This window comes from Actinotignum timonense, from assembly GCF_002860685.3.
GTDB lineage: Bacteria > Actinomycetota > Actinomycetes > Actinomycetales > Actinomycetaceae > Actinotignum > Actinotignum timonense.
Genome location: NZ_CP136960.1, coordinates 350,749 through 373,515 on the forward strand (window position 1 = coordinate 350,749; position 22,767 = coordinate 373,515).

15 protein-coding genes are annotated in these 22,767 nt (G+C 62.5%); 4 read left to right on the forward strand and 11 right to left on the reverse strand.

Features of this window, described 5'->3' with window-relative positions; all coding sequences use genetic code 11:
* Positions 1-115 precede the first annotated feature (115 nt).
* From CYJ17_RS01480 to fbaA, 10 genes are all read right to left on the reverse strand, one after another.
* Positions 116-880: a hypothetical protein gene (locus CYJ17_RS01480; RefSeq protein WP_101595488.1), complete on the reverse strand. Its 765-nt coding sequence runs from the start codon at positions 878-880 to the stop codon at positions 116-118.
* 177 nt (positions 881-1,057) lie between these two features.
* The gene (locus CYJ17_RS01485) at positions 1,058-1,888 is read right to left on the reverse strand and encodes a carbohydrate ABC transporter permease (RefSeq protein ID WP_234984567.1); all 831 of its coding nucleotides are present in this window, start codon (positions 1,886-1,888) and stop codon (positions 1,058-1,060) included.
* 158 nt (positions 1,889-2,046) lie between these two features.
* Positions 2,047-2,889, reverse strand: coding sequence for a carbohydrate ABC transporter permease (locus tag CYJ17_RS01490; RefSeq protein ID WP_101595492.1), 843 nt, complete (start codon positions 2,887-2,889; stop codon positions 2,047-2,049).
* Between the two features lie 116 nt (positions 2,890-3,005).
* Entirely contained in the window at positions 3,006-4,358 is a 1,353-nt protein-coding gene (locus CYJ17_RS01495) for an ABC transporter substrate-binding protein (protein WP_087071224.1), read from the reverse strand.
* Between the two features lie 247 nt (positions 4,359-4,605).
* Complete coding sequence (locus CYJ17_RS01500) at positions 4,606-6,429, reverse strand: glycoside hydrolase family 13 protein (protein ID WP_101657647.1); 1,824 nt, start codon at positions 6,427-6,429, stop codon at positions 4,606-4,608.
* Between the two features lie 83 nt (positions 6,430-6,512).
* Positions 6,513-7,709 (reverse strand): hypothetical protein, encoded by a 1,197-nt coding sequence (locus CYJ17_RS01505; protein WP_101657648.1) that lies wholly within the window; start codon positions 7,707-7,709, stop codon positions 6,513-6,515.
* 20 nt (positions 7,710-7,729) lie between these two features.
* Positions 7,730-8,212, reverse strand: a complete 483-nt coding sequence (locus CYJ17_RS01510) for a tetratricopeptide repeat protein (RefSeq protein WP_026428701.1) — start codon at positions 8,210-8,212, stop codon at positions 7,730-7,732.
* 316 nt (positions 8,213-8,528) lie between these two features.
* On the reverse strand, positions 8,529-13,046 hold the full coding sequence (locus CYJ17_RS01515; protein ID WP_087070277.1) for an SdrD B-like domain-containing protein: 4,518 nt from the start codon (positions 13,044-13,046) through the stop codon (positions 8,529-8,531).
* 522 nt (positions 13,047-13,568) lie between these two features.
* Positions 13,569-14,645, reverse strand: a complete 1,077-nt coding sequence (locus tag CYJ17_RS01520) for an IS110 family RNA-guided transposase (RefSeq protein ID WP_087070276.1) — start codon at positions 14,643-14,645, stop codon at positions 13,569-13,571.
* Positions 14,646-15,455: 810 nt separating this feature from the next.
* Complete coding sequence (gene fbaA, locus CYJ17_RS01525; RefSeq protein ID WP_257960156.1) at positions 15,456-16,484, reverse strand: class II fructose-bisphosphate aldolase; 1,029 nt, start codon at positions 16,482-16,484, stop codon at positions 15,456-15,458.
* A 319-nt stretch (positions 16,485-16,803) separates the two neighbouring features.
* Here fbaA and CYJ17_RS01530 point away from each other — a divergent pair, with 319 nt between their 5' ends.
* Both CYJ17_RS01530 and CYJ17_RS01535 read left to right on the forward strand, forming a co-directional pair.
* A complete protein-coding gene (locus tag CYJ17_RS01530; protein ID WP_087071152.1) occupies positions 16,804-17,643 on the forward strand; it encodes a Sir2 family NAD-dependent protein deacetylase in 840 nt (279 codons plus the stop codon).
* A gap of 4 nt (positions 17,644-17,647) precedes the next feature.
* Entirely contained in the window at positions 17,648-19,534 is a 1,887-nt protein-coding gene (locus CYJ17_RS01535) for a hypothetical protein (RefSeq protein WP_087070275.1), read from the forward strand.
* A 135-nt stretch (positions 19,535-19,669) separates the two neighbouring features.
* Here the strand turns inward: CYJ17_RS01535 and CYJ17_RS01540 are convergent, their stop codons facing one another.
* A complete protein-coding gene (locus CYJ17_RS01540) occupies positions 19,670-20,122 on the reverse strand; it encodes a hypothetical protein (RefSeq protein ID WP_101657657.1) in 453 nt (150 codons plus the stop codon).
* A 9-nt stretch (positions 20,123-20,131) separates the two neighbouring features.
* Between CYJ17_RS01540 and CYJ17_RS01545 the strand changes: the two genes are divergently transcribed.
* Both CYJ17_RS01545 and CYJ17_RS01550 read left to right on the forward strand, forming a co-directional pair.
* Positions 20,132-20,701 carry a hypothetical protein gene (locus tag CYJ17_RS01545; RefSeq protein ID WP_101657656.1) on the forward strand — a complete coding sequence of 190 codons (570 nt, stop codon included), beginning with the start codon at positions 20,132-20,134 and terminating at the stop codon, positions 20,699-20,701.
* A gap of 100 nt (positions 20,702-20,801) precedes the next feature.
* Positions 20,802-22,763 carry a site-specific DNA-methyltransferase gene (locus CYJ17_RS01550; RefSeq protein ID WP_087070272.1) on the forward strand — a complete coding sequence of 654 codons (1,962 nt, stop codon included), beginning with the start codon at positions 20,802-20,804 and terminating at the stop codon, positions 22,761-22,763.
* Positions 22,764-22,767: the final 4 nt, after the last annotated feature.

Below are 22,767 nucleotides of genomic sequence, written 5' to 3' on the forward strand. Positions count from 1 at the left end.
TCACCCCCGTCAAGTGCGCGTTAGAGACAGGAAATCGCCCCAAAACGGTGCTCTTATGCGCACTTCATTTCGGGGCCGTCGGGGCTAACCCGCTGGCAGCGGCCGGTGCTGCGGGCTAGCCTTCGGCTTCGGCGAGGAGGGTGTCGAGGACCGGGCGTTGCAACCAGGCCGTGAGGTAGAGCGGGACGCTCAGCCCGGCAAGTGCCAATGCCCAGAAGATGGCCAAGCGCGATACCGGCGCATAAAGCCAGGCCAGCGGGAGCGCCACCGCGGCCGCTACGCACGCGGCCGTGCGTAGCGGCCGGGTGATGGCGAGAAGCACCGAGTTACCTAGGTGCTCCAGGAAGGCGTTGGAGAAGAATGCCTGGAGCGTCACCAGCCAGACCAGCACTGCCAGCACCAGCAGGAGGGCCACGATAATGAGGCCCGAGAGGATGCCAGCCAGCCGCGGATCCGCGGCGATTGCAGGGTCAGTAGCGAGCACCCCGGCAGAGTCGGCGACCGATTGCCCGGCAAGGGCAGAATCGGCGACGTGAGCGGCCGCAGACGCCGAGGCCGCGGGGGCGGCTTTGCCGGGGGCAGCCAGGCCGGAGACCCAGCGGTTTTCCCACCAGGCCAGGCCGAGGAGCCCGAGGGTGGGCAGCCACCAGGCCAGCGAGGGCAGCAAAGCAGCGCGGAAATGCTGCCACCACAGGCGCCAGGGCCGGGGCGCCTCGCCGCGAAGCAGCTGGGCGCTCACCCGCGCCGATGCCACCAGGCTGGCTCCCCCGCTCACCACCGGGAGCAACCCGAGCAGGGTAATAATATTGAGTTCCACCAGGATGACGGCGTCGGAAAGTCCGCGCTGGAAAGGTGAGTCAGGATCGAAAATCCGGCGCATACATCTCCTTCGGTTGGTGGCGCCCGCGGGTGGAAGCGCTACGGGCTTGTGCGGCAAGCGAAGCCCCGCGGATCAGCGCCCGCGAACCAGCACCTCACGGCCCAATCCCCACGTGGCTGAGCTACGGCGCCGCGCGCCCGGTATCGGGTGCGCGGCGCCGCGTCGTCGTCGTGCTTCTTAACCCTTGACGGAACCCGCCGCAACGCCTTCCACAATATAGCGCTGCGCAAAAAGATAGAAAATAATAATCGGAATAATGGCGAGCACCAGCACCGCCATCTGCGCACCCAGATCCTTATTTCCATTCGAGCCCACCAGGAATTGGATCACCACCGGGACAGTCCGGTAGGCCTCCTCGCGCCCGATCACGAGGTTCGGGAGGAGGAAGTCGTTCCAAATCCACATAGTGTTGAGGATCGCGACCGTGACCGCCGTGGGCTTGAGCATCGGCATGACCACCTGGAAGTAGGTCTTGAAGGGCCCGGCGCCGTCGATAGACGCCGCCTCCTCGATTTCGCCTGGAATCGAACGCACGAAGCCCGCGAAAATAAACACCGAAAGCCCAGCCCCGAAGCCGAGATACAGCACCACCAGGCCCCACGGGGAGGATAGCCCCAGCTTGTCCGCGATTTTCACGGTCGGGAACATGACCATCTGGAAGGGCGCCACCATGGAGAACACCAGCAGGTAGTACAGCAGCGACGTCCACCAGCTCCGCACCCGCGCCAGGTAATACGCCGTCATCGCGCAGAAGAACACGATGACCAGCACCGAAGCCACCGTCACGAAGAACGACCAGCCCAGGGCCCGCATAAAGCCGGAGAGGCTCAGCGCGGTCTGGTAATTATCCATTCCCGCGAACGTTTCGCCGGCCGGCAGGCTGAAGGGGTCGTCTGAAATGAAGAAGCGGCCCTTGAAAGAATTCACGAGGATGAAGAGCAGCGGCACCACGTAAATCAGGGAAAGAACCCCGAGGAATACCACCGCCGCCCAGCGCCCGGGGGTCATGCGCACCCGGTGGCGCGGAGCCTTGAGCTTCGGTTTCGCCGCGGGAACGGTGCCGCGCGCTTCCGTGTGCGCTTCCGTGCGAGCAGAGTCGCGCGTTTCCTCGGGAACGACGGCGCCCTGGGACTCAGCGGCGACCGCGCGTTTGCCAGTTTCGGTACTCACAGGTCCACCTCCTTCGTGCGGGTGGCGCGCAGCTGGATGAGCGCAATCGAGGACACGATGAGGAAGAAGATCACGGCCTTAGCCTGCGATACTCCCTGCTGCCCGACCTGCTCATACATGCTCTTGACGATATTGAGCGCCGCCATTTCGGTTTCCCGCATGGGGGCGCCGTTCGTGAGCGCCAGGTTTTGGTCGTAAATCTTGAAGGTGTTCGCCAGCGTCAGGAAGAGGCAGATCGTAATCGAGGGCATCATCATGGGGATGGTGACCGAGCGCAGGGTGCGCCAGCGGCTCGCGCCGTCGATCTGCGCGGCTTCGTTGAGTTCGGCGGGAACATTTTGGAAGCCGGCGATGTAGATGATCATCATGTAGCCGATCATCTGCCAATTGACCAGCAAGATGAGGCCGATGAAACCGTATTTCGAATCATTGACCAGCGTGGTGCCGTAATTGGAAAGAACCGCGTTGAGGAGGGACTGCCAGGTGTAGCCCAGCACGATCCCGCCGATGAGATTCGGCATGAAGAAGATCGTGCGATAGAAATTCGTGGCGGGTAGCTTCTGCGTGAGCAGATACGCCAGGAAGAACGCGATGATATTGACGCTGATAATGGATACGATCGCCACCGAAGCCGTGAAGATCAACGCCCCAACGTAGTTTTGTTGCTCCGTGAAGGCATTGACGTAATTCTGCACGCCCACCCAGGTGGCATCATCCAGCGTGGTGAAATTCGTGAACGAAAGATAAATACCGATAAAGAACGGGGCGAGGAAAGCTATCCCGAACGCCACGTACGTGGGCCCCACGAAGGCAAGCCCGTGTTTTTTCAATGTTTTCATGAGAAACCCCCTGTGAGGCGCGGGGCCCACCGCGATGGTGAGCCCCGCGCCTCACCTCAGGCAAGGCAAGTGTGGTAGCAGTAGGCGCGGGCGCTGCGTGGCGCGCGGCTGGCCAGCTACTTCACCCCGGCAGCTGCCTTCTCAGTGTTCCACTGGGTGACGAAGTAGTCCTTCACCTGATCCCAGCTTTCCTTACCGACGGCGTACTGGCTCAGGTGCTGACCCAGCCCATTCTTGAACTCCATGGACGGAGCCACCTGGAAGTCCCAAGCCACGTTGTAATGCTCAGTATCCTTCATGTACTTGATGACTTCTTTACCGAGCGGGTCGGTGGGCGAGAGGCTGGCGTATTCCTTGAAGGGGGCGATGAAGCCGAGGTCCTCCGCGCAAAGCTTGGCGCCGGTGGGATCATTGAGCATCCAGTTGAGGAAGTCCATCGAGGCCTTCTTATCGGCATCCGAGGCCTTGTTATTGATGGTCAGGTAAGCTTCGGTACCCACCGAGATACCGGCCTTTTCTTCACCCTTGACGCCCATGTAGATGGGCAGGAAGTGGATATCTTCCGCCTTGACGGTATTGCCGTCCACCCCATCAATCTGCGACCAGGCCCAGTTACCGTTCTGCACGAAAGCCACCTGGCCGAGCGCGAATTCCGCCATGGAATCGGTGACGGCCTTCGCGGTGGTTTGCGAGGGATCCACCGTGGAATCGGTGAGGTACAGGTCGAAGATCTTCTTCATATTATCCAGGTAGGTACCTTCGATACTCCCGGTGTCCTGCACGCCCTTATCCCGCAGTTCGTAGAAGAGCGGCCAGTTCATGAGGTGGGTCTGCCAGCGCCAGTCCTCATTCGGGGAAAGCGAGGTAACCGCGAAGGCGCCCTTGATGCCGAGCTCGTCCTTCTTGGCCTGCATATCGTCCGCGACTTCCTTGAGCTTGTCAAAGTTCTTGATCTCATCCACGGACTTCGCCTTGGCACCCGGCAGCGCGAAGTACTTTTGCAAAATGGCATCGTTGTAAATGATGCCATAGCCTTCCACCGCGTGGGGGACGCCGTAAACCTTGCCGTCATCTCCCTTGAGGGCCATCTCCTTATCCGTCATCGCCTCAATAAAGGGAGCATCGGAAATATCGCTGGCGTACTGCTTCCATTTGGCCAGGCCGATGGGGCCGTCCACGCGGAAAATAGTGGGGCCGTCCGCACGCCCGAGCTCATTGGCGAGGGTGGGCTCATACGAACCGCCGGTCGCGGATACGATCTTAATATCCACCCCGGTTTGTTCGTGGTATTTCTTCGCCAATTCTTGGAAGGCCTGGTCCGATTCCGGCTTGTAGTTGAGGAAGTAGACCTTGCCGGCCCCGCCTTCGCTTCCTCCGCCACTATCGGAATTGGATACGCAGCCACCCAATCCCGCGATGGCCACCAACCCAGCTGCGGCGAGGGCCGCAATCTTCTTCACTGAATGCATCGTTACGTCTCCTATGATCGTCAATGCCAGCAAGAAAGCCGCAACCGCGACAGCACCGTAGCGCCCCGGCTCCCTTGCCTGTGTGGTGATACTAGTTTACACCACAGTGTGACTTATCTTGCGTTCTACAGTTCTAATTTAATGTCACCTTCGCGTGTGCGTCCGGTGGTTGGGGTGGGGCGCCCATGGCAGGCACGCCCGTTGTTGCGGGCGTGCCATTGGGGCGACGACGCCGCCAGCCGCGCCATCAGCACCCTTCCTCGGTATCCGTGCGGAAAGGCACCAGGTAGACCGTGGTATCGGGCGGGAGCACCCCTTCTTCCAACGGCGCGGAGCTGAGGAGCACCGCCCAGCCTTCGGGCAGGGGGAGGGGCTCGGCAAAGGCCGTCATAATCAAGAGGTCACCGCGGGAAGTGGCGTCGTCGTCGCCCTGCGCAGCCTCGCCGCCAGCGGACGTGGCGCTTGCGGAAGTGGCGGCGGCGTCGCCCGCAAAATTGATGAGCGCGACGCCGCTGCCGGCGTACTCGGGCGCGCGGCGCAATCCGCCCAGACCCAGGTCGTAGCGGGCGCGCAGGTGCAGCAGCTCCGTGTAGTAGGCGAGCGCGGATTCCGGATCGGCTTCCTGCGCGTCCACCGCGAAACGGCCCCAGTCCGCGGGTTGGGGCAGCCAGCTTTGCCCTTCGGGTGAGAATCCGAAGGCCGGGGCATCCGCGCGCCAGGGAATGGGCACCCGGCAGCCGTCGCGCCCCAGCTCCGCGCCGCCGGTGCGCGCAAAAGTGGGGTCTTCGCGGGATTCGGGCGGCAGCTGGGTGGCTTCGGGCAGTTCGAGCTCTTCGCCCTGGTAGAGGTAGTAGGACCCGGGCAGCGCCGCCGTGAGGGTGTGCCAGGCGCGGGCCCGGCGCGCACCCACCGCCGCATCGGGCTGCGGGTCATCGGGGCCGATGCCGCTCGGGCCGTTCCCGCACCAGCCGGTGGTCACGCCCTCCAGGCCCAGGCGCGAGGTGGCCCGCAGGGTGTCGTGATTGGAGAGCACCCAGGTGGTGGGGGCACCCACGGCGTCGGTGGCACGCAGCGAGGATTCGATGAGCGCATTAATGCGGTCCGCACGCCAGGGCGCGGAAAGGTATTCGAAGTTGAAAGCCTGCTGCATTTCATCGCTGCGCACGTATCGAGCCAGGTCTTCCTCGGTATCCACCCAGGCTTCGGCCACCATCATGCGATCGCGCCCGTATTCATCCAGGATCGCGCGCCATTCGCGGTAAATATCGTGGACGGCGGGCTGGTTGGCCATGGGAGCGGGCGGCACGTTCACGTCCGGGTTGTAGCGCACGTCCTCCACCTTGTAGGGCCAGTCCGGGAGGGCCGGATCTTTGGCCAGGCCGTGGGCCACATCTACCCGCAGGCCATCCACGCCCCGATCCATCCAGAAACGAATGGTGTGAGCAAATTCATCATGAATAGCCGGGCTTTCCCAGTTGACATCTGGCTGCGAACGGTCAAACAGGTGCAGGTACCAGGTTTCTTCACGCTCCTGCGGGGTGCCTTTCACCCAGGGAATCTCCTTGACCTGCGACCAGGCCGGCCCACCGAAGGAGGACAGCCAATCCGTGGGCGGCTCGCTCCCACCTTCCCCGCGCCCGGGCCGGAACCAGAAATTATCGCGCTGCGGGGCGCCCGCGCCTGCCAGCACCGCTTCCCGGAAGAGCTTGTGATCCCAGGAGGTGTGGTTCGGGACGATATCCACAATGACTTTCATGCCGTGCGCGTGGGCGGCCTCGATGAGCCGCTCAGCATCGGCGAGGGTGCCGAAGCGCGGGTCGACATCGCGATAATCGGCCACGTCATACCCGGCATCGAATTGCGGGGACACATAGAAAGGCGAAAGCCACACCGCATCCACCCCGAGCTTCTCCAAATAATCGAATTTTTCGGTGATGCCGGGCAGGGTGCCGAGCGGCCCGCCGCTCGACGCATAGGACCGCGGATAAATCTGGTAAATAACGGCATCGCGCCACCACTGGTCACGCTGCTGGGGCGGGTGGATAACAGTGCCGGGGTGTTGTGCTGTCACGATCAACCTCTTCGTTGCCGGGAACCGGTGCCGGTTAGCACCGCACTTCCAAGCTTACGTGAAAGGTACGACGGCGCAGGCAGCTAGGCGAGCGCTCCCCCGGCGGCGCTGAGTTTGCGGCGGAATTCTTCCAGATCCCGGGCCGGGCCGGCCGGGAGTTCCCCGCCGTGTTCCGCAGCGGCTTCGAGCGCCGCGATGGCGGCCTGCCAGGCGGTGCGCGCCGCGGTCATATCCCGCGCTTCAGCGTGCAAATCGCCGAGCAGTCCGCGGCAGTGGGCGGCGGAGAGTTCCTCGCCCAGCCCCGCGTAGATCGCGGCGGCTGTGCGCATGGCGGGAACGCCCTCCGCGGGCGCGCCGTTTTTGGCCTGAGCGACCGCAACGTGATGCCAGGACATCGCCGCGACTTCCCAGGCGGCGCGCTCCGCTTCGGTGGCGGTGGCGCTCGGCTCCCCACCGGCGAGCTCCGTGGCGCGCGCCGCTACCTCCGCGAAATGCTCCGCGGCGGCCGGGTAGTCCCCGCTCCCGAGCACCGCGCGGGCTCGCCCGAAAGCGCAATCAATCGCATTAAATTCCTGGCCCGGGAGCGCCGCGAAAGCCACCTCCGCCGCCCGGTAATCGCGCGCGGCCGCAGCGAACTGCCCGGCGTCCAAGCGCGCCGCGGCAAGAGTGGCCCGAATAGCCACCCGCCCCAGATCCACCTCCGGCAGCGCACCCGCAGGTAGCAGCGCCGCTTCCAAAGCTGCGATAGCAGCGGTGAGATCGCCGGCTTCCGCGTAGGAGATTCCGGCGTTATACAGCGCATTAGCCTGCTGGGCTTCGTGCCCACCCAGGGCTTCGTACACGCCGGCCGCCTCCTGCATGGCCTGAGCGGCTGCGGCGTCGCGTGCGGCGTCGTGCAAAAAATATCCGTACGTTTCCCAGGCGCGCGCAGCCCGTAAAGACGGCGGCGCCACGCGATACGCCTCCACGGCACGGCGCGCGAGGCCGAGGGGGTTCTCCCCCAGCTGCCCGGTAGCGAGCGCCGCGAAATACAGGGCATCCGGGTCGCTCACCTGGGCAAACAATTCAGGCGTGGAACTGCCGGGAAGTGCGGAATCGGAAAGGTCCGTGCCGGGAAGGGTGCCGCCCGCGAGAATGCCGCCGGCGCTCCGGCCACCCGCGGCGCGGCGCTCGGTTTCCCGCGCCTCCACGAAACGGGCGCGGGCCTCATCTTCATTGTGGCGCTCGAGGGCGGCGAGCCCGGCGCGCAGCAGCTCGGTAACGGTGGCGTGCATAGACATGTCGAGACGGATGAGCCGGCCTAGATAGACCGCAGTTTTTGGAGGACTTCGATCTGGAGCTCCTGGGTATTCGGCGCGGTGCGGTAGGCCGAATACGCCTGGTTGTAGGAGATGCGGGCGGCGTCGAAATCGCCGGCCTCCTCGTTGATCTCCCCGATATGCCAGAAGCAATTACCCATACTCACGGCGGCATCCCCGTTTTCCGGGAACTGCTGGAAAAGCGAGATCGCGCGGCCGAGCCGGTCCGCTGCCTCGTCCATCTCCCCCACTGCCTTGAGGGAAATCCCCAGCTGGCCGTTGGTGACGGCGCGCTCGAGGTAGAGCTCCGGGTCGCGCTCGAACGCATCCGCGGCGGCGCGGTAGAGCTCGATGGCGTCCTTAATATTGCCGGCGCTGAAGGCCTGCTGGGCATCGTTGAAATAGGCAAGGCCCGCACGCTTGCCCTCGTGCGGATCGCGGGCGGCAGGCTCCGGATGCGCGGGAGTGACTGGTGTTTGCGTCATGTGCGGGCTTCTTTCTGACTTGTTCGGTTACGTGAGAGCGGCCGCCGGCGCGAGGCCGTGGCCTGGGCCACTGACCATTCTATAACTTGTGAGCGGAAACACAAACTCGGGGAAGGTGTGCCTGACGTGCGCGCGAAAAACCGGGACGGCTCCCGCACCCGACGCGCCGCGCTTGCTCCGCGCGCCAACGCTCGGGCGAGCACGCGAAAGGCGGGAGGCCGGGCGCTTTCACGCTCGACTCTCCCGCCTGATCGCTACGCGGCTGCGGATGTACCGCCGCGGTTATTCACCTGCGGCACTATCCGCCACGCCGCCACTATTCTACACGACGGCGCAGCACCAGCACCCCGCCGGCCAGCAGCGCGAGGACCGCTCCTGCGGCTCCCAGCACTCCCGCACCGGTGTGCGGCAGGCGCGGGCCGGAGCCGGCCTGCGCGGGCGGAGTTGGGTTCGCGCTCGGGGTCGACGACGCCGCCGGCCCGTCCGTGCTCGGGCTCCCCTGCGGCGCGGGCGCCGTGGTGCTCGCCGTGGGCACCGGGGTGCTCGGAACCGGGGTTGTTACTTCCGGAGCGCTCGGCTCCGGCGAGCTCGGAGCGGGCACCGTGGGTTCCGGAGCGCTCGGCTCGGGCGTTGTCGGTTGCGGCCCGGGTGCCGGCGCCGTGGTTGTTGGCACAGGTTCCGGCGTCGTGGGCTGCGGCGCGGGCGGAGCCGGCTCCGTCGTCGTTGCGCTCGGCGTGGGCTCCGGATCGGGCTGCGCGCGATCCGTCGTCGGCTGCGGCGCGGGCGCCGTGGTCGTCGGCGAAGGAGCCGGCGCGGGCGTGGTCGGTTCCGGAGTTGTCGGCTCGGGTGCCGGCGGAACCGGAGGCTCCGGCGGGACCGGGGGCTGCGGCGGCACAGGCGGGACCGGCGCCACGTAGTGGAAACCGAAATCGGCATCCAGCACATCGGCGGTGCTCAGGGTGATCTGCCCGGAGCTGGCCTTCTCCTTATCGCCCGAGCCTTCCCGGACGTGCGTCGTTTCCCAGGTTCCCTCGCGCTTCGGGAGGGTCGCGCGATCAACCACAACCGAGTACGTGCCAGGTTCCAGACCGCGCACAAGGTACTTGCCGCTGGCGTCCGTCGTCGTCGTAATAAATGGTTCCGTATCGCCGGGGCGGAACACCTTCACGGTGACGCCCGCCAGGCCCGGCTCGCCCGGATCGTCCGCGCCGTTGTTATTCGTATCCTCAAAGATGCGGTCCCCCAGGTTCACGCCCACGGTCAGGCAAGCATTCGCCTGTTTGCCCGCGAACTTCTGGCCCTTGGAATCGAGGCGATCCTTAGCCGGGGTGAGGGCCTCGTTGCAGACCTGCTGGGAGCGCGCGGTTTCATCAACCACCGCGTACAGGTGCAGCACCTCTTCGCCGCCCGGGGCGATCCCGCGTTCGTGGGTGAAGCGCAGGTAGGCATCATCGGTGGCGCTCGGGTCCGCGCCCTCCACCGGGTCACCGGTGTGGGGATCCACCACTTCGGTCACCGTGTCATTAATGCTCCAGGTGCCGGTGGCGGCATCGTACCCGCCGTTGGTGCTCCAGTAGCCCACGTAAGTGACGCCCTTGGGGAGCATATCGGTGATTTCCACGCCGGTGGCGAAGCCGGGGCCGGCGTTCTTGGCGCGCACCACGTACTCCACCACGGAGCCGGTGGCCCACCGCTCGGTTTCGTTCTGCTTCTCGATATCGGCGAGCTGCACGCCCTCGGCCAGGCCGGCGTGCGCGGGATCAGCGGTCACCTTCTCGCTCAGCACGCCGAGATCAGCGGATTTCGCGTGAATATTTTCCTTGGTGAGGTCCAGGTCGAAGGGCATGGTCAGCCCCACCTTGGCCGGCTCGGTCGGCATGACCGGCGCGCCGGTTTCGGCGTTCTTGCCGGTCACCGCGTAGCTATTCCAGGCGATACCGCGGGCGGCGGCCGGAGCCGTCACATTGGCGTTGATCGTCCAGGTATCGGCGCGGGTGAGCTTGGCATCCTGCGGGAATTCCACCCGGAAAGCGCGCACCTGGGAGAAGTCCCCGCCCAGTTCCTCGGCGGTCTTCCAGGTGCCCGGCTCGCAATTCTGCGGGCTGGAATCCTGAGCGGCACCCAGCTCCATGACTTCGCCACGGCACGGGTTGATCGAGGTGGAGTACAGCACCGAGGTGGGCTGCGGGGTGCCTTCCCCGAAGGTCAGCGGGCCGTTGAGGCGCGGGCGCCACGTGGAGCCACGCTCATTTTCCGGGGTATTGGCCCCGCTCACGCCGTGGTCACCCGGGTAGGGCAGCACATCGTAGGCCACCACCCCGGAGACTCCCGCATTGCCGTTATTGACCAGGTCCAGCTTGAGTTCGGCATTGGAGGCCGGCGAAACCGTCCCGTAATTCGGGTTGGCTTGGAACTCGGTATCGACGTCACCCTTCACGTAATTCTTACCCGCGAGCGCCGGCAAGCCCGCCACGTTGAACTTCGTGGAGGTGGTGCAGCCGCGCGCTTCGGGGCGGTTGAGGCCGTCGAGGTTATCGGTGAGTTTGCGGCTATCCGTGCGCGCCCACCAATTGCGGATGCACTGGTTCGGGGCGACGGCGGTGCCCAGGTTCGGGCGCTTGGCGTCCGCGAGGATCATGTCATTGGTGTTTTCGCCAGGCTCGGTGGCCGCGGTGATTTTCGCACCGAAGTAGAGCACCATTTCCGAGGAGTTGGAGCGGCTTTGATCGCCGGTGCTGGGCGGGGCGAAGTAATCACCCGTACCATCCTCCGGCCAGGTAAAGCGCACCAGTTGGCGCTGCTTGCCGTCCACGGTTTTCATCTCGGTTTCCACCCGCATTTTGTCGAGCGGGAGGGTGGCCGGCCAGTTCGCGGAGGTGGTGATCTGCTGCGTGGGATCGTATTCCATTCCGGGGGCGAGCAGGTCCATAATCACCGGGTAGAGCTTGGCGCCCTTGCCGGTGTAGAAGCCCAGCCCGAAGGTGTAGGTCTGGCCGGTTTGGAAGAGCTCACCGGGCTTGGTATCGAGGTTGCCGACCATCTGGCCGCCCAGGTGCGAGGTTTTCGACACCCCGTAAGTGGGGTAACCGTCCACAATCGCGACCTGCGCCGCGGATTCCCGCGTGGTGATTTTCGCGGGCAGGTCCGGGGTCGGGTTGCCTTCGAAATCGAGGGATTGCGCGGTTACGACGGCGCGATTCTCCAGCGTGGGGACCTCGTAGCGCGGGGCGTAGCTGTAGGTGGCGCCGTCGGGCGCGGTGGTGCCGTTGTGCACATCGGCCGGGAAGTCCGCCACCACGGTTCCGCGGATTTCCAGCGTAATATCGCTCCGCTCACCGTTGACTACGTCCACGTCCAGGGCGATGGAGGTGATCTCTTCTCCCGCGGGAACGGTGAGCGGGAAATCGCGGGTGGTAGTTGGGTCGACGACGACGCTCAGCTGCTTCCCACTCGTGGTGGTGTAGGTGACTGTGGCCGGGACATTCTTACGGAGCGGGCGGACCAGGCCGGCCTTGACATTGCGCAGGGCCGGGGTGGCGCAGGCGCCGGGAGTTTCCGGGGAGACGTAGCGACAGGGCAGGTTATCGGCCACGTGCACGCGCAGCGGCACATTTCCGGTATTCGACCAGGAAATATCCCAGCTGGCTTCCCCGTCGCGTTGGGTCACGGCCTTATTGGCGGTTTTGCGGAAATTGCCTTCGGCACGCAGGTTTTGCAGCTGGCGGGTCACGGAATCGGTGGCGGTGACGGCCGCGTGCTTGGGATCGAGCGGGGTGCCGGTGGCTTGCACATTGTTGGTGGCGCTGGCACCTTCAGCGAAGGTACCTGCGGGGAAGGCGACCGTGACGCGGTAATCTGCGATGGCGCGCACGACGGGTGAGCCGGGAACCACCCAGGTGACGGCGCGGGTGGCCGGATCGTAGGTGCCGCCATTGGTAGCACGTACGAATTCCGCACCTTCGGGCAGGGTATCGACCAGGCGGATCTCGGTGAGGCCCATGAGGCCGGGCGTGCCGGTGCCCGGATCCTGGAATTTGTTTTCGTTGGTATTGAAGGCGCCTTCGTAACCGGCGGTAATGGTGTAGGTGTACTGGCCGCCGATGGCCGGCTGGGATTCGGGAGCGAATTTACGAACCGCGATGGTGGGGGTGGCGTGAACCGGGGTGGCCAGTTCCACCGGGTCGGCTACCAGGCCGTTTGTTTCGCCGGCCACCTTCGGGTGGATCGCTTCGCCTTCGGGCCAGCGCAGGTTTTCCGGGCGTACCTGCACGCGCATGGCGCCGGTGGTTCCCACCGGCACGGTGCCCAGGTTCCAGGTGTAGGTATCGCCTTCGCGCACCGGGACTGCGGATTGGTCATGGGAAGAATTGGTGGCGCTCACGTGGGTGAGGGGGAGCTGATCGGTATCGGAAATGGAATCGACCAGGCCGGGGATGGTCACGCTGAGAGTGGTGTTCTCGCATTGACCTTGCACGCCGGCGCAGGACCATTGCACGTCATAGCTGGCCAGGGCGCCGGATTTCACGCCGTTGGTTTTCTGGTCGGCGGGTTCGGCCACCGCGACTTCCAGGCGGGCCGAGGCCGCTTCCGCGGCACGCTCGGCGTTTTCGGAGTTTTCAGTGTTTTCGCCGGTGGCGTTGGTAGTTTCGCCGGTGGTGTTTGCGGCGTTGTCACCATTCGTTGTGACTCGCACGTTCGCGGCCATGGCCGGCGCGGTCAGCGGAATCGCTCCGCCCACCGCGACGAAGGCGGCAATAAGCGCCGCCACCGCACCCGTGATCAACCGGTGCGCCGCGACTCGCGAACGCGCCGCTCCCGTTTTTAATTTTTGCATTCTTAGATCCCTTATTAGTTACCCGTTTTTACCGGATTCCACGCCCCGGCGGCGCGGTGAGACGCCCCCAAACACGTGGCTCAGCTGCGGAAACACCTTGATGACTCGAGGCACTCCTGGCGCCCCGCGATTATAAACCGTTTGGAAGGTGTTCAAGCACGACTTAAATAACTATGTGGTAAATCTTATCTTCCGAGGTAGCTGTCTCAGAGTATGACCATGTGCGCTGGTGGTGGTGCTGGGGCGTTGGCGGCGGCGGGAATCCCACAACTCACACAAGTCTCACGGATTTCAATAGTCACACGAGCCTCTGCGGGGGTGGTAGGTGTTTTCAGAGCTGTAGTGCAGATGTTGTACATGCGAAGTACATCTCGGAAAACACACCCGCCTCCCGCCGGGCAGGGTAGGTGGAGTGGGTCATTTTCAGCTTCAAGGCTGCAAAGTGCGCGTTCTGGACATCGCCCCCCCGTGAAGTGCGCATTTCGGACCATCACCCTCGTCAAGTGACGCTTCTATATGTTGTCAAGAGGCAAGTACGGTTTCCTCGGCACGCATATGCCTGGTCAAGAGGCGATACACCCGCCGGGCCAGGTAGCGTTTAAGCACACGTATAACCTCGCGTTTCGTTTTCCCCTCACCAAGGCGCTTTTCCACATACGCCCGGGTTTCCTCATCCGACCTCATACGCACTAACACCGCCATATGTAAAGCATAATTCAACGCCCGATCCCCACCCCGACTAAGCCGATAACGTACCGTGTTACCCGAACACGCCGGAATCGGACACACACCCGCTAGGGAAGCGAAAGCCGCCTCACTACGAACACGCCCAGCATGGGAAAACGAGACAATGATCTGCCCGGCAGCAAAAGGCCCTATTCCCGGTAAATCAAGTAAAAGCGGGGCCACTAGCTGGACAATCATCTTGATCTGCCCCAAATTCTCCTCCAGACACTTTCCAAGGTCGAGGATACTTTGAGCCCAACGCCGGGCTTCTTGCTTAGCGATCACCATCTGGATATCCTCACCAGGAACATTCTCTAACCTAGCCAGGCCGCTAATCTGGGCGGTAGTGAGAGGCCGGCGGGCATCCACCCCCACATCGATTGTCCGCACGAGTGCGGTTAGGGCGTTTATTTGCGCGGTTTTCGTGCGTGTGAGTTGGCGCCGGCTTGCCATGAGGATACGTAAGGCTTCACGCTCTGTGCCTTGCCTGGGGATGGTCAGGGCGTTTTCCTCGAGTTTCAAGGCCCGCCAGGCGATGTGGTAGGCATCGATCTTATCGGTTTTAGGTTGGTAGCGGCCCTTCCCGTCCGGGCGGGGTGCTTCCACCACGGTATAGCCCTTGCCTTGAAGGAAACGGGTGAGGGTGGCCCCATACGAGGCAGTGCCTTCCACCACGATAAGCACATTAGCGGTGTCCTTAGTGGCGTGTTTCGTGATCCAGGTGGCGGCTCGGGTATGCCCGGGCGTGGTGTTCGCGAAGGCCTGGTTGATGACCTCGATGCCGGTGGGGCATTCCAGGATGGAGAACACGTGTTTTTTCGCGTGGGTGTCCACCCCGATGACGTATGTGTAGTGGTGTGCGACAATTGCCATGTGGATACAGCCCTTTCTTGGTTGTGTCTATCGGGTGTCTGTCCCGGCGCCCTGGCGGGAGTTCGTTTTCCTTTTCAGGGTTGGTTCATCGGCATCACTGTGGAGAGTCACACTCTTGGTGGACGTGCTTCTAATCAGGCCAGTATGAACCGGCCGGGACAGGCCATAGCCATGGTGGCGGCCATGTCACTTCCAAGACACTCCCGCGTGTTTTCCAGGCTGTTTAGGCCTGGTGCGGGCAGGTCAGCGCGTAAGCGGGGCACGCCACCGTGGCTATGATCTATCCTGCCAGCCGATCCCAGATCAGCTACACACAAGTCTCACAGCGCGTAAGGAACATGAATTCGCTCTGAAACAGTGCTCTCCCGCGCACTTTGTTTTCGGGCAATAGGGGGGGCCACCGGGACTAGCCACTATCCACCTATTACTGCCCAGCAAAGTGGTACTCGACGACGGCGGAACACGCAAAGTGGTACTGCACGACAGAAAATCGGGGGTTGGCTGTAGCTCCAGTACCACTTTGCGATCCGACATGATGACGGGCAACCCGCATCGCCATCAGCTCCGCAAGCTGAAGCTTTCCAACGCGAAAGAGGGCAAAGCGAGCAAAGAAAGCATCGGAAAAGACGCACGAAGTGCAGCACAAAGGGCCGGCAGCCCAAAATGAACTACCGGCCCTTGTTACCGCTATGACCGCTATTACGGCTCATGCGCGGAGCCGCGAACGGCGCACGACCACGCCCGCTTCACGAACGGCCCGCAAGCGCCACGCGCTCGCGCACCAACATGCCCGATCCGCGGGCACCGCGCTTACTTCATGCGGGTGCCGGTGGAGCCGAGGCGCTCGCACGCTTCGACAACGCGGGCGGCCATACCAGCTTCGGCGGCCTTGCCCCACGAGCGCGGGTCGTACTGCTTCTTGTTGCCCACTTCGCCGTCGATCTTGAGAACGCCGGAGTAGTTGGTCAGCATCCAGTCGGCCACCGGGCGGGTGTAGGCGTACTGGGTGTCCGTGTCCACGTTCATCTTGATGACGCCGTTTTCCACCGCGGTGCGGATTTCTTCGGCGGTGGAGCCGGAGCCACCGTGCATGACCAGGTCGAAGGGCGATTCCTTGCCAACCTTGGCACCGACTTCCTTCTGGATCTCACCGAGGATTTCGGGGCGCAGCTTGACGTGGCCGGGCTTGTACACGCCGTGCACGTTCCCGAAGGTCAGCGCGGTGATGTAGCGGCCGTTTTCGCCCAGGCCAAGCGCTTCAACCGTCTTGAGGCCATCCTCAGCGGTGGTGTACAGCTTCTCGTTGATTTCGCCGACGACGCCATCTTCTTCGCCGCCCACAACACCGATCTCAATTTCGAGAATGGTATTGGCCTTCTGGGAGAGCGCCAGCAGCTCCTTGGCGATTTCCAGGTTCTCATCCAGCGGCACGGCCGAGCCGTCCCACATGTGGGAGTTGAAGTAGGTCTGCTTGCCGGCCTTGTGCTGCTCAGCTTCGAGCTCCATAAGCGGGCGGATCCAGGAATCGATGTTCTGCTTGGCGCAGTGATCGGTGTGCAGGGCGATGGTCACATCGTAGTTCTTGGCGACGGCGCGCACGTACTCCACCAGGGCGATGGAACCGGCCACGCGATCCTTGACGGTGGAGCCGGAAAGGTATTCGGCGCCGCCCACGGACACCTGGATGATGCCATCCGATTCGGCTTCCGCGAAACCGCGCAGGGCAGCGGTGGCCGTCTGGGACGAGGTGACATTGATGGCCGGGTAGGCAAACTTATTTGCCTTGGCGCGGTTGAGCATTTCGTCGTACTGTTCGCGGGTTGCAACAGCCACTGAGATCTCCTTTATTCGGCGTTCCTCGAACCATCTGTCCGAGAGGTTTTCTGTGTGAGCACGCGAACCACCGCGATGTGGCGAAGGCTCCGTGCGAGTGCCGCGACCGGCACTCTTTGAGGGTTCCTCAAACAGATTTTATTATCCCACGTTTGGCCCCGCCGTGGCCGGACCTTTGCCCTGAGGCGAAAGATTCACCCCGCCGCACATTCGGGATACGATGAGCGAGGAAGCGGCATGCCGGCCCGGTGCACGCACGCGTGCCCGCATGGGACCGATCCGCGCCGGCCGCCGCGCCGCCAACCGCCAGCACGAGGGAGTCACCATGATCACCAGCGACACCACCGAGGCCGCTCGCGAACTAGCCGAGCTCATGGCCGGGCGCACCACCGTAGTTATCGCGGGGGCGGGCGTCTCCACGGCGTCCGGCATTCCCGATTACCGCGGCACCGGCTCCTCCGATGCTCCCTCCATTGATTACGACGCTTTCGTTTCGGACCCGGTATGGCAGCGCTGGGTGTGGCAACGTAATCAGGAAACGTGGCGCGCGCTGAGCGGCGTCGTCGCCAATAATGCCCACACGGCACTGGCCCGTTTCGAAAAAGCGGGCCTTATTAATGGTGTCGCTACTCAAAATGTCGATAATCTCCACCAGAAGGCCGGTTCCACCAGGCTCGCGGAACTGCACGGGAATTTTTTGCGGGTCGTATGCGTGGAGTGCGGGGCGGAGTTTCCGCGCGCGGAGATTGCGGCGCAGCTCGACGCGCTCAACCCGGGCTGGCCCGAGGATCCCGATCCCGCGCACGTGGCGATTTTGGCTTCCGCGGACCGCGCCGGTGCGGAGGCCTCCACGTTCCGGGTGGCGCCGTGCCCGCGCTGCGGCGGTCTGCTCAAACCCGCGGTGGTATTTTTCGGCGAGGCGTTGCCGCGCGATGCGATGGAGCAGTCTTTTGCGTGGGCGCGCGAGGCCGATGTGGCGCTGGTGGTGGGCACGTCGCTCGCGGTGCTGACCGGCTCGTGGGTGCTGGGCGAGGCGCTCCAGCACGGCGCGGCGTGCGCAATTATTAATATCGGCCCGACTACCGCGGATCGTTACGCCGATCTGCGCGTGGAGGGGGACGTGGGGACGGTGCTCGCGGGCGCCGCGGATCTTTTAGGAGCGTGAGTCCATGCGTGGTTCAGCTTTTAGCGACGACGACGGCGCACGCGGCTGGTTCAAACGCCGCCGCCAACGTAAACGCGCCCAAGACCTGGCCGAATGGCAGACCCGCGCGCACCGTTCGGCATTTTCGGAAAGCCCGCCGCGCGCCGGTGCCGGCTCGGCTTTCTCGGAGCCGGAAGGCGAGCGCCGGCCGGTGGTGGCGCGGGCGAAGGAAGGCGCGCGGGGTAGCGCGGGTGGGCGAGTTAGCGCGGGCTCGCGGGGCAAAGAGCTCTCGCGCACTCGCCAAAGCTCCCGCACGAAACCGCATCCTCGCGATGAGCGGGCAATGCGCCAGGCTTACGCAAGTTCGGCGCAACTGCTGCCTACAGTTCCGCCGGTCCCCTATCCCGCGAGCGCGAGCGCGCAGCAGGCCGGCGGCGCAACCGGGCCCTACGGCGCGGCGCACGCCACCGGCGCAACCGGATCCTACGGCGCAACGCATACCACCGGCACAACGCGGGTCAATACCGCGCCGCCACCCGAGGAGCCGAAGAAAAAGAAGGACCGCGGCCTCTTCTGGTGGCTCATCATTGTTTTTGTGTGCTTCCCGGCCGGGTTCTTCCTTGCCGATATGGAAGATGAGGTAAGCGATCCGCCGGCCGAGGTGGGGAGCGCGCAGAACGCTGAAGATTCCGGCGGCGCAGATTCCGGCGGCGCCGGGGGCGCTGCGAACGCCGCGGTTCCCGAGGCTGGCGCGCAGCCGCTGGCTACTTACGCACCCGTCCCCCAGAATCTTGCCGAAACGCAGGCGGTGCGTACGGAATCACACATTCCTGCCTTCCTGGATCGGCCTTTCGTTATCCCCGCCGGGCACGTTTTCGGCGGCTACAACGCTAAGGCGGATTCCACGAGCTTTTATGACACGGAAACCGGGCAGCTGCGTTATTCCTTGCCTGGGGAGCTCACGTGTACCCAGGCTGGTGACACCGCGAATATGTGGTGCACGCCAAATTACTGGGGGAATCCCTTCGCCAGCTCATATATTTCGGACACTCCTGCCACTTTGCGTGCGGCGGCGGATGGCGCGGTGATCTGGCAGAGCAGTTCGGAGGCGCAGGCTTTCGCGCCCGGGGTGCTGCTCTCCCAAGCTGGGGGCCGCGAGGATCGTTTCTCTTGGCTCTCCCCCACGGACGGCGCGGTGCTGCACGAAATAACCCGCCCCGCCTCGCTCGGGAATTTTCACGTGGCGCCGAGCGGGGAGCTGCTGCTTTTTGATCGGGAGAGCACCACGGTCAACTGGACTGTTTTCGATTCCGGAGGCCGCACTCGTGGTTCTGGTTCGGTGGAGGCGGAGGATGTGGAAAGCGCCTCGGTCGTGCCAACCACGGATGGCTGGTTCATCCCGGAGGCCAATCTGGCTATCACGCTGGAGGGGAAGGTGAGCACCGGGGCACCGTTGCCTGGAGAAGTGTCGGTGCGGGAGGCTAGCTGCCCGGCTCCGCAAGCGAGTAACGCGCAGCTGCGGGAGAATCTGGAGAAACTGCTCGGGCAGCAGCCGGCGAGTTCCGCCGCGCGGTATCAGGTGGCGATCTCCGCCTGCGTGCCGGGCGGGGTGACGTATCTTTCTAGCTTGACCGGATCTACCACCACGGTAGTGGCGGCGGGTCAGCTGCGGGAGATTCCGCTCGCGAGCGCTAGCTTGGATTTTGCGGCGCTCGGTAACGGGATTGTGTTGACGGGTTACCGTGAGGATTCCCGTGACGCCACCTTTGCTTTCGACTGGAACCAGGGCGAGGCCCCGGTCTGGTCAGTGCCCGCCACCATAACCGATGCCGTGCCCGGCTACGGCTTCGTCGGCACCGACTATTCCACCCCCGATTCCAAACCGGCCTACTACGCTTTCCGGGCGAAGTAGGTCTTGAGCAGCAGCCGCGGTCTTGAGCTTCGTCCGCGGTCTTGAGCCTTTGCCGCGGCATTGCTAGAGTTTATTCACCAGTACCGGCCCGCCCATCCGCCTCGCGAGTGGGTCAGGGCCGGTCTTCACACACCGTCACTTCTCTTCTGAACCCGCACCACCCCGCGGTGCCGGGTGCCGCTTGTCGATATACGCGCTGCACCCCATCGAGGTCACCAGCATCCACACCACCAGCAGGAACGACGGCCACCGAATCGATTCGTACGCGTACTGAAACACCAGGAAGGACAGCCCGGCAATGATTCCGTAGCCGGTGTCGAGGAGGTATCCGAAGCGCCGCGGCGTTCGCCCCACCGCGCGCGTCATGTAGAAACTGGCGATGCTAAAAAGAATAAGTACGACGACGAAGCTCCATAGCGGGAAGGAATGCCGGCCAGCAAGGAAAACCACCGCGAGGGCAAACCCGAAGCCGACGAGGAGGATGATCAGAAAGCTTGCGATCTTACCAATGGGGACTTTCCTGCTTAGCTGCCGATGCTGCGGTGCGTCTGCCATAGACCATTCCCTTCGCCATTGAATATCGGCCATAATTATCCTATGAACGAGGATGTCACACAAGAACCTACGCAGCAGCACACAGACACCACGCAAGCACCCGCCGATTCTGCGCAAGCACCCGCAAGCTCCAGGCCCGCATCCGTAGATTCCACACACGCACCCAAGAACCGCGAGAAATCCGCCGAGAGGGCGTACCGCTACCGCAAGGGTGCTACTTTGCTCATCGTGGTCGTTGCCGGATTGACTGCGGCGATACTCCTGTTCTGGGCCACCGGTGATCCGGAGGTGGAGATGTGGATGTTCTGGACTTCCACCCTCGTTTACCTGGCGGCGAGCGTGCTTCTCACCAAAGCTGCGGCAGCCCTGCGCCGGGCGCGTGGCGTGCGAAGTCCGTGGGGCTATGTCTTGGATACCATCTACGGTGCTTTCTTCGGCATCTCTTTCATCATCGCAACCGAGCTACCCCGCATCACGCTCTTCGGCGGCCTCAACTGGTACTCCGGCCTGGCCTGGCTCTGGCTCGTCGCCTTCGCAGTGTTCTTCAGCACCTACCTGGCCCAGCGGCATCCGAGCAGAAGCAGCGAGCCAGCAGGGAAACCGCACGAGTGACGGGTAGACTGAGGACGTACAGGGCACGCCGCAACGGTTCCCTCACCCGTAATTTGAGCAAGAACTATGCTCAACCTAAGAATCGAAAGGGGTACCTACGATGAACCGTGAAGCCCGCGAGCACAACGAAACCATCACGCCTAACAGTGCGCAGATCGAACGGTTGCGAATCGCCTTTCCCGAGTACTTCGATGAGCAAGGCTCCTTCATGCTCGACAGATTCGAGCAAATGCTCAAAGAAGAAGACCTGAACCTCACACGCGAAGGCTACGAGCTGAAATTCCTCGGCAAGTCATACGCGAAATACCTAGCGGGTTTAGAGACCGAAACCGTCGTGGTTCCTGACCTGGAGCACAATGCCGAACCCGAGAACAAAGACTCCGAGAATCTTTACATAGTCGGCGACAACCTCGACGCCCTCCAACATCTGGTCAAGTCGTACGCAGGCAAGGTCAAGTGCATCTATATCGACCCGCCGTACAATACAGGATCTGACGGATTTGTGTACAACGACGATTTCGGATTCACCGCCCAGCAGCTCGTCGAACGAATTGGCATCAGTGAAGACGAAGCCGAACGCATACTCGACATGCAAGGCAAATCATCCCACTCCGCATGGCTCACCTTTATATATCCACGCCTCGTGCTAGCCAGGGAGCTTCTGAGTGATGACGGTGTGATCTTTATCAGTATTGATGAAAACGAACAGGCTAATCTTACTCTGTTGTGTGATGAGGTCTTTGGCGAGCAAAACTCAATAGGAACCCTAATTTGGAAATCAACTCCTGGATCAAATACCGGCTCTGACTTGAAGACAGTCACTGAATATGTCGTGACTTACGCAAAGAATGCCGCTGATGCAGAATTCAAAGGCGTGGCCCCCGACGCCAATACGTACAGGAGAAGGGATGAACATTTCCCTTGCAGGGGCCCTTACAAGGAAAATAAACTTGACCGCCGGATGACAGGGAATCATTATTCAGATTCTCTGAACTATCCAATACCTATGCCTGATGGAACAGAATTGTGGCCTGGAAATAGCACGACGAAAATTGAACATTGGAACTGGAGATGGAACCAGGAAAAGGTCAAATGGGGTCTTAAAAATGGCTTTATTTTGTGTAAACAACGAAATGGAAGTTGGTCTGTTTATTTCAAGCAGTACTTACTTGTAGATAACACAGATACTCCTATAAACAGAGGTGTACCTCCGAAGAATTTACTTGAAATCGACGGACTTTCGGTTAGTGATCTAGACGGAGTTAGCTCCGCCCGAGGGACGGCAGATGCGATCTCAGTATTAGGAGAAAAATACTTCGATTACCCCAAGCCCCTAAACTTAATCAAATACCTACTATCCCTCATGCCCTCTGACGGGATTTATGTAGATTTCTTTTCAGGTTCGGCAACAACTGCGGAAGCTGCTTTGCGTCTTAATGCCGAAACCTCTTCAACACGGCGATGGATTCTTGTGCAGATACCCGAGCTGGTAGCACCGGACTCGATTTCAAGCGCTTCGCGAGTTGCTTACAGAGATGGTTTTCGCACGATTGATGAGATTGGTCGTGAGCGGATTAAGCGCGCGGCCGCCAAGATCAAGGAGGACACTGACGCGGACATTGATTATGGCTTCAAGCTCGTGCGTCTTGAGTCACCGAAGATAAAGACTTTGGATGAGCTTGATTCCTTCACCCCAGATCCGGCAGAAGTTCTTGCTGGGGATTATGTGTCGAAATTTGATCTTGATGGCACTCCTGGTCGAGAAGTAGTTTTGACTACGTGGCTGAACCAGGACGGTTTCGGGCTGCTTGCTAAGCCCCGCAAGGTCGAGCTTGTGGGTTACGTGTTAGATGTTTGCGAGGATTCGGCTTACATCATCAATCCCGGAATCACGTCGGAGGATCTGCAGGAGCTAGTGCGCCGGCTTGAGACTAACGAGTTGCAGTTGAGCCGTGTGGTGGTGTTCCCGTATTCGGTGACCTTTAGCGTGATGCATGAGTTGAAGAAGAATCTATCGGTGCTCAAATCAGGGCAGAGCGTTGAAGTAATCGAGAGGTTCTAGAGCC

Excerpts from the sequence above, each read along its gene's own strand:
- CYJ17_RS01510 (WP_026428701.1), bottom strand. The coding sequence starts at position 8,212 with ATGACGCAAACACCAGTCACTCCCGCGCATCCGGAGCCTGCCGCCCGC.
- CYJ17_RS01505 (WP_101657648.1), bottom strand. The coding sequence starts at position 7,709 with ATGTCTATGCACGCCACCGTTACCGAGCTGCTGCGCGCCGGGCTCGCC.
- CYJ17_RS01495 (WP_087071224.1), bottom strand. The coding sequence starts at position 4,358 with ATGCATTCAGTGAAGAAGATTGCGGCCCTCGCCGCAGCTGGGTTGGTG.
- CYJ17_RS01520 (WP_087070276.1), bottom strand. The coding sequence starts at position 14,645 with ATGGCAATTGTCGCACACCACTACACATACGTCATCGGGGTGGACACC.
- CYJ17_RS01515 (WP_087070277.1), bottom strand. The coding sequence starts at position 13,046 with ATGCAAAAATTAAAAACGGGAGCGGCGCGTTCGCGAGTCGCGGCGCAC.
- CYJ17_RS01485 (WP_234984567.1), bottom strand. The coding sequence starts at position 1,888 with ATGACCCCCGGGCGCTGGGCGGCGGTGGTATTCCTCGGGGTTCTTTCC.
- CYJ17_RS01530 (WP_087071152.1), top strand. The coding sequence starts at position 16,804 with ATGATCACCAGCGACACCACCGAGGCCGCTCGCGAACTAGCCGAGCTC.
- CYJ17_RS01540 (WP_101657657.1), bottom strand. The coding sequence starts at position 20,122 with ATGGCCGATATTCAATGGCGAAGGGAATGGTCTATGGCAGACGCACCG.
- CYJ17_RS01490 (WP_101595492.1), bottom strand. The coding sequence starts at position 2,889 with ATGAAAACATTGAAAAAACACGGGCTTGCCTTCGTGGGGCCCACGTAC.
- CYJ17_RS01535 (WP_087070275.1), top strand. The coding sequence starts at position 17,648 with ATGCGTGGTTCAGCTTTTAGCGACGACGACGGCGCACGCGGCTGGTTC.
- CYJ17_RS01550 (WP_087070272.1), top strand. The coding sequence starts at position 20,802 with ATGAACCGTGAAGCCCGCGAGCACAACGAAACCATCACGCCTAACAGT.
- CYJ17_RS01480 (WP_101595488.1), bottom strand. The coding sequence starts at position 880 with ATGCGCCGGATTTTCGATCCTGACTCACCTTTCCAGCGCGGACTTTCC.
- CYJ17_RS01545 (WP_101657656.1), top strand. The coding sequence starts at position 20,132 with ATGAACGAGGATGTCACACAAGAACCTACGCAGCAGCACACAGACACC.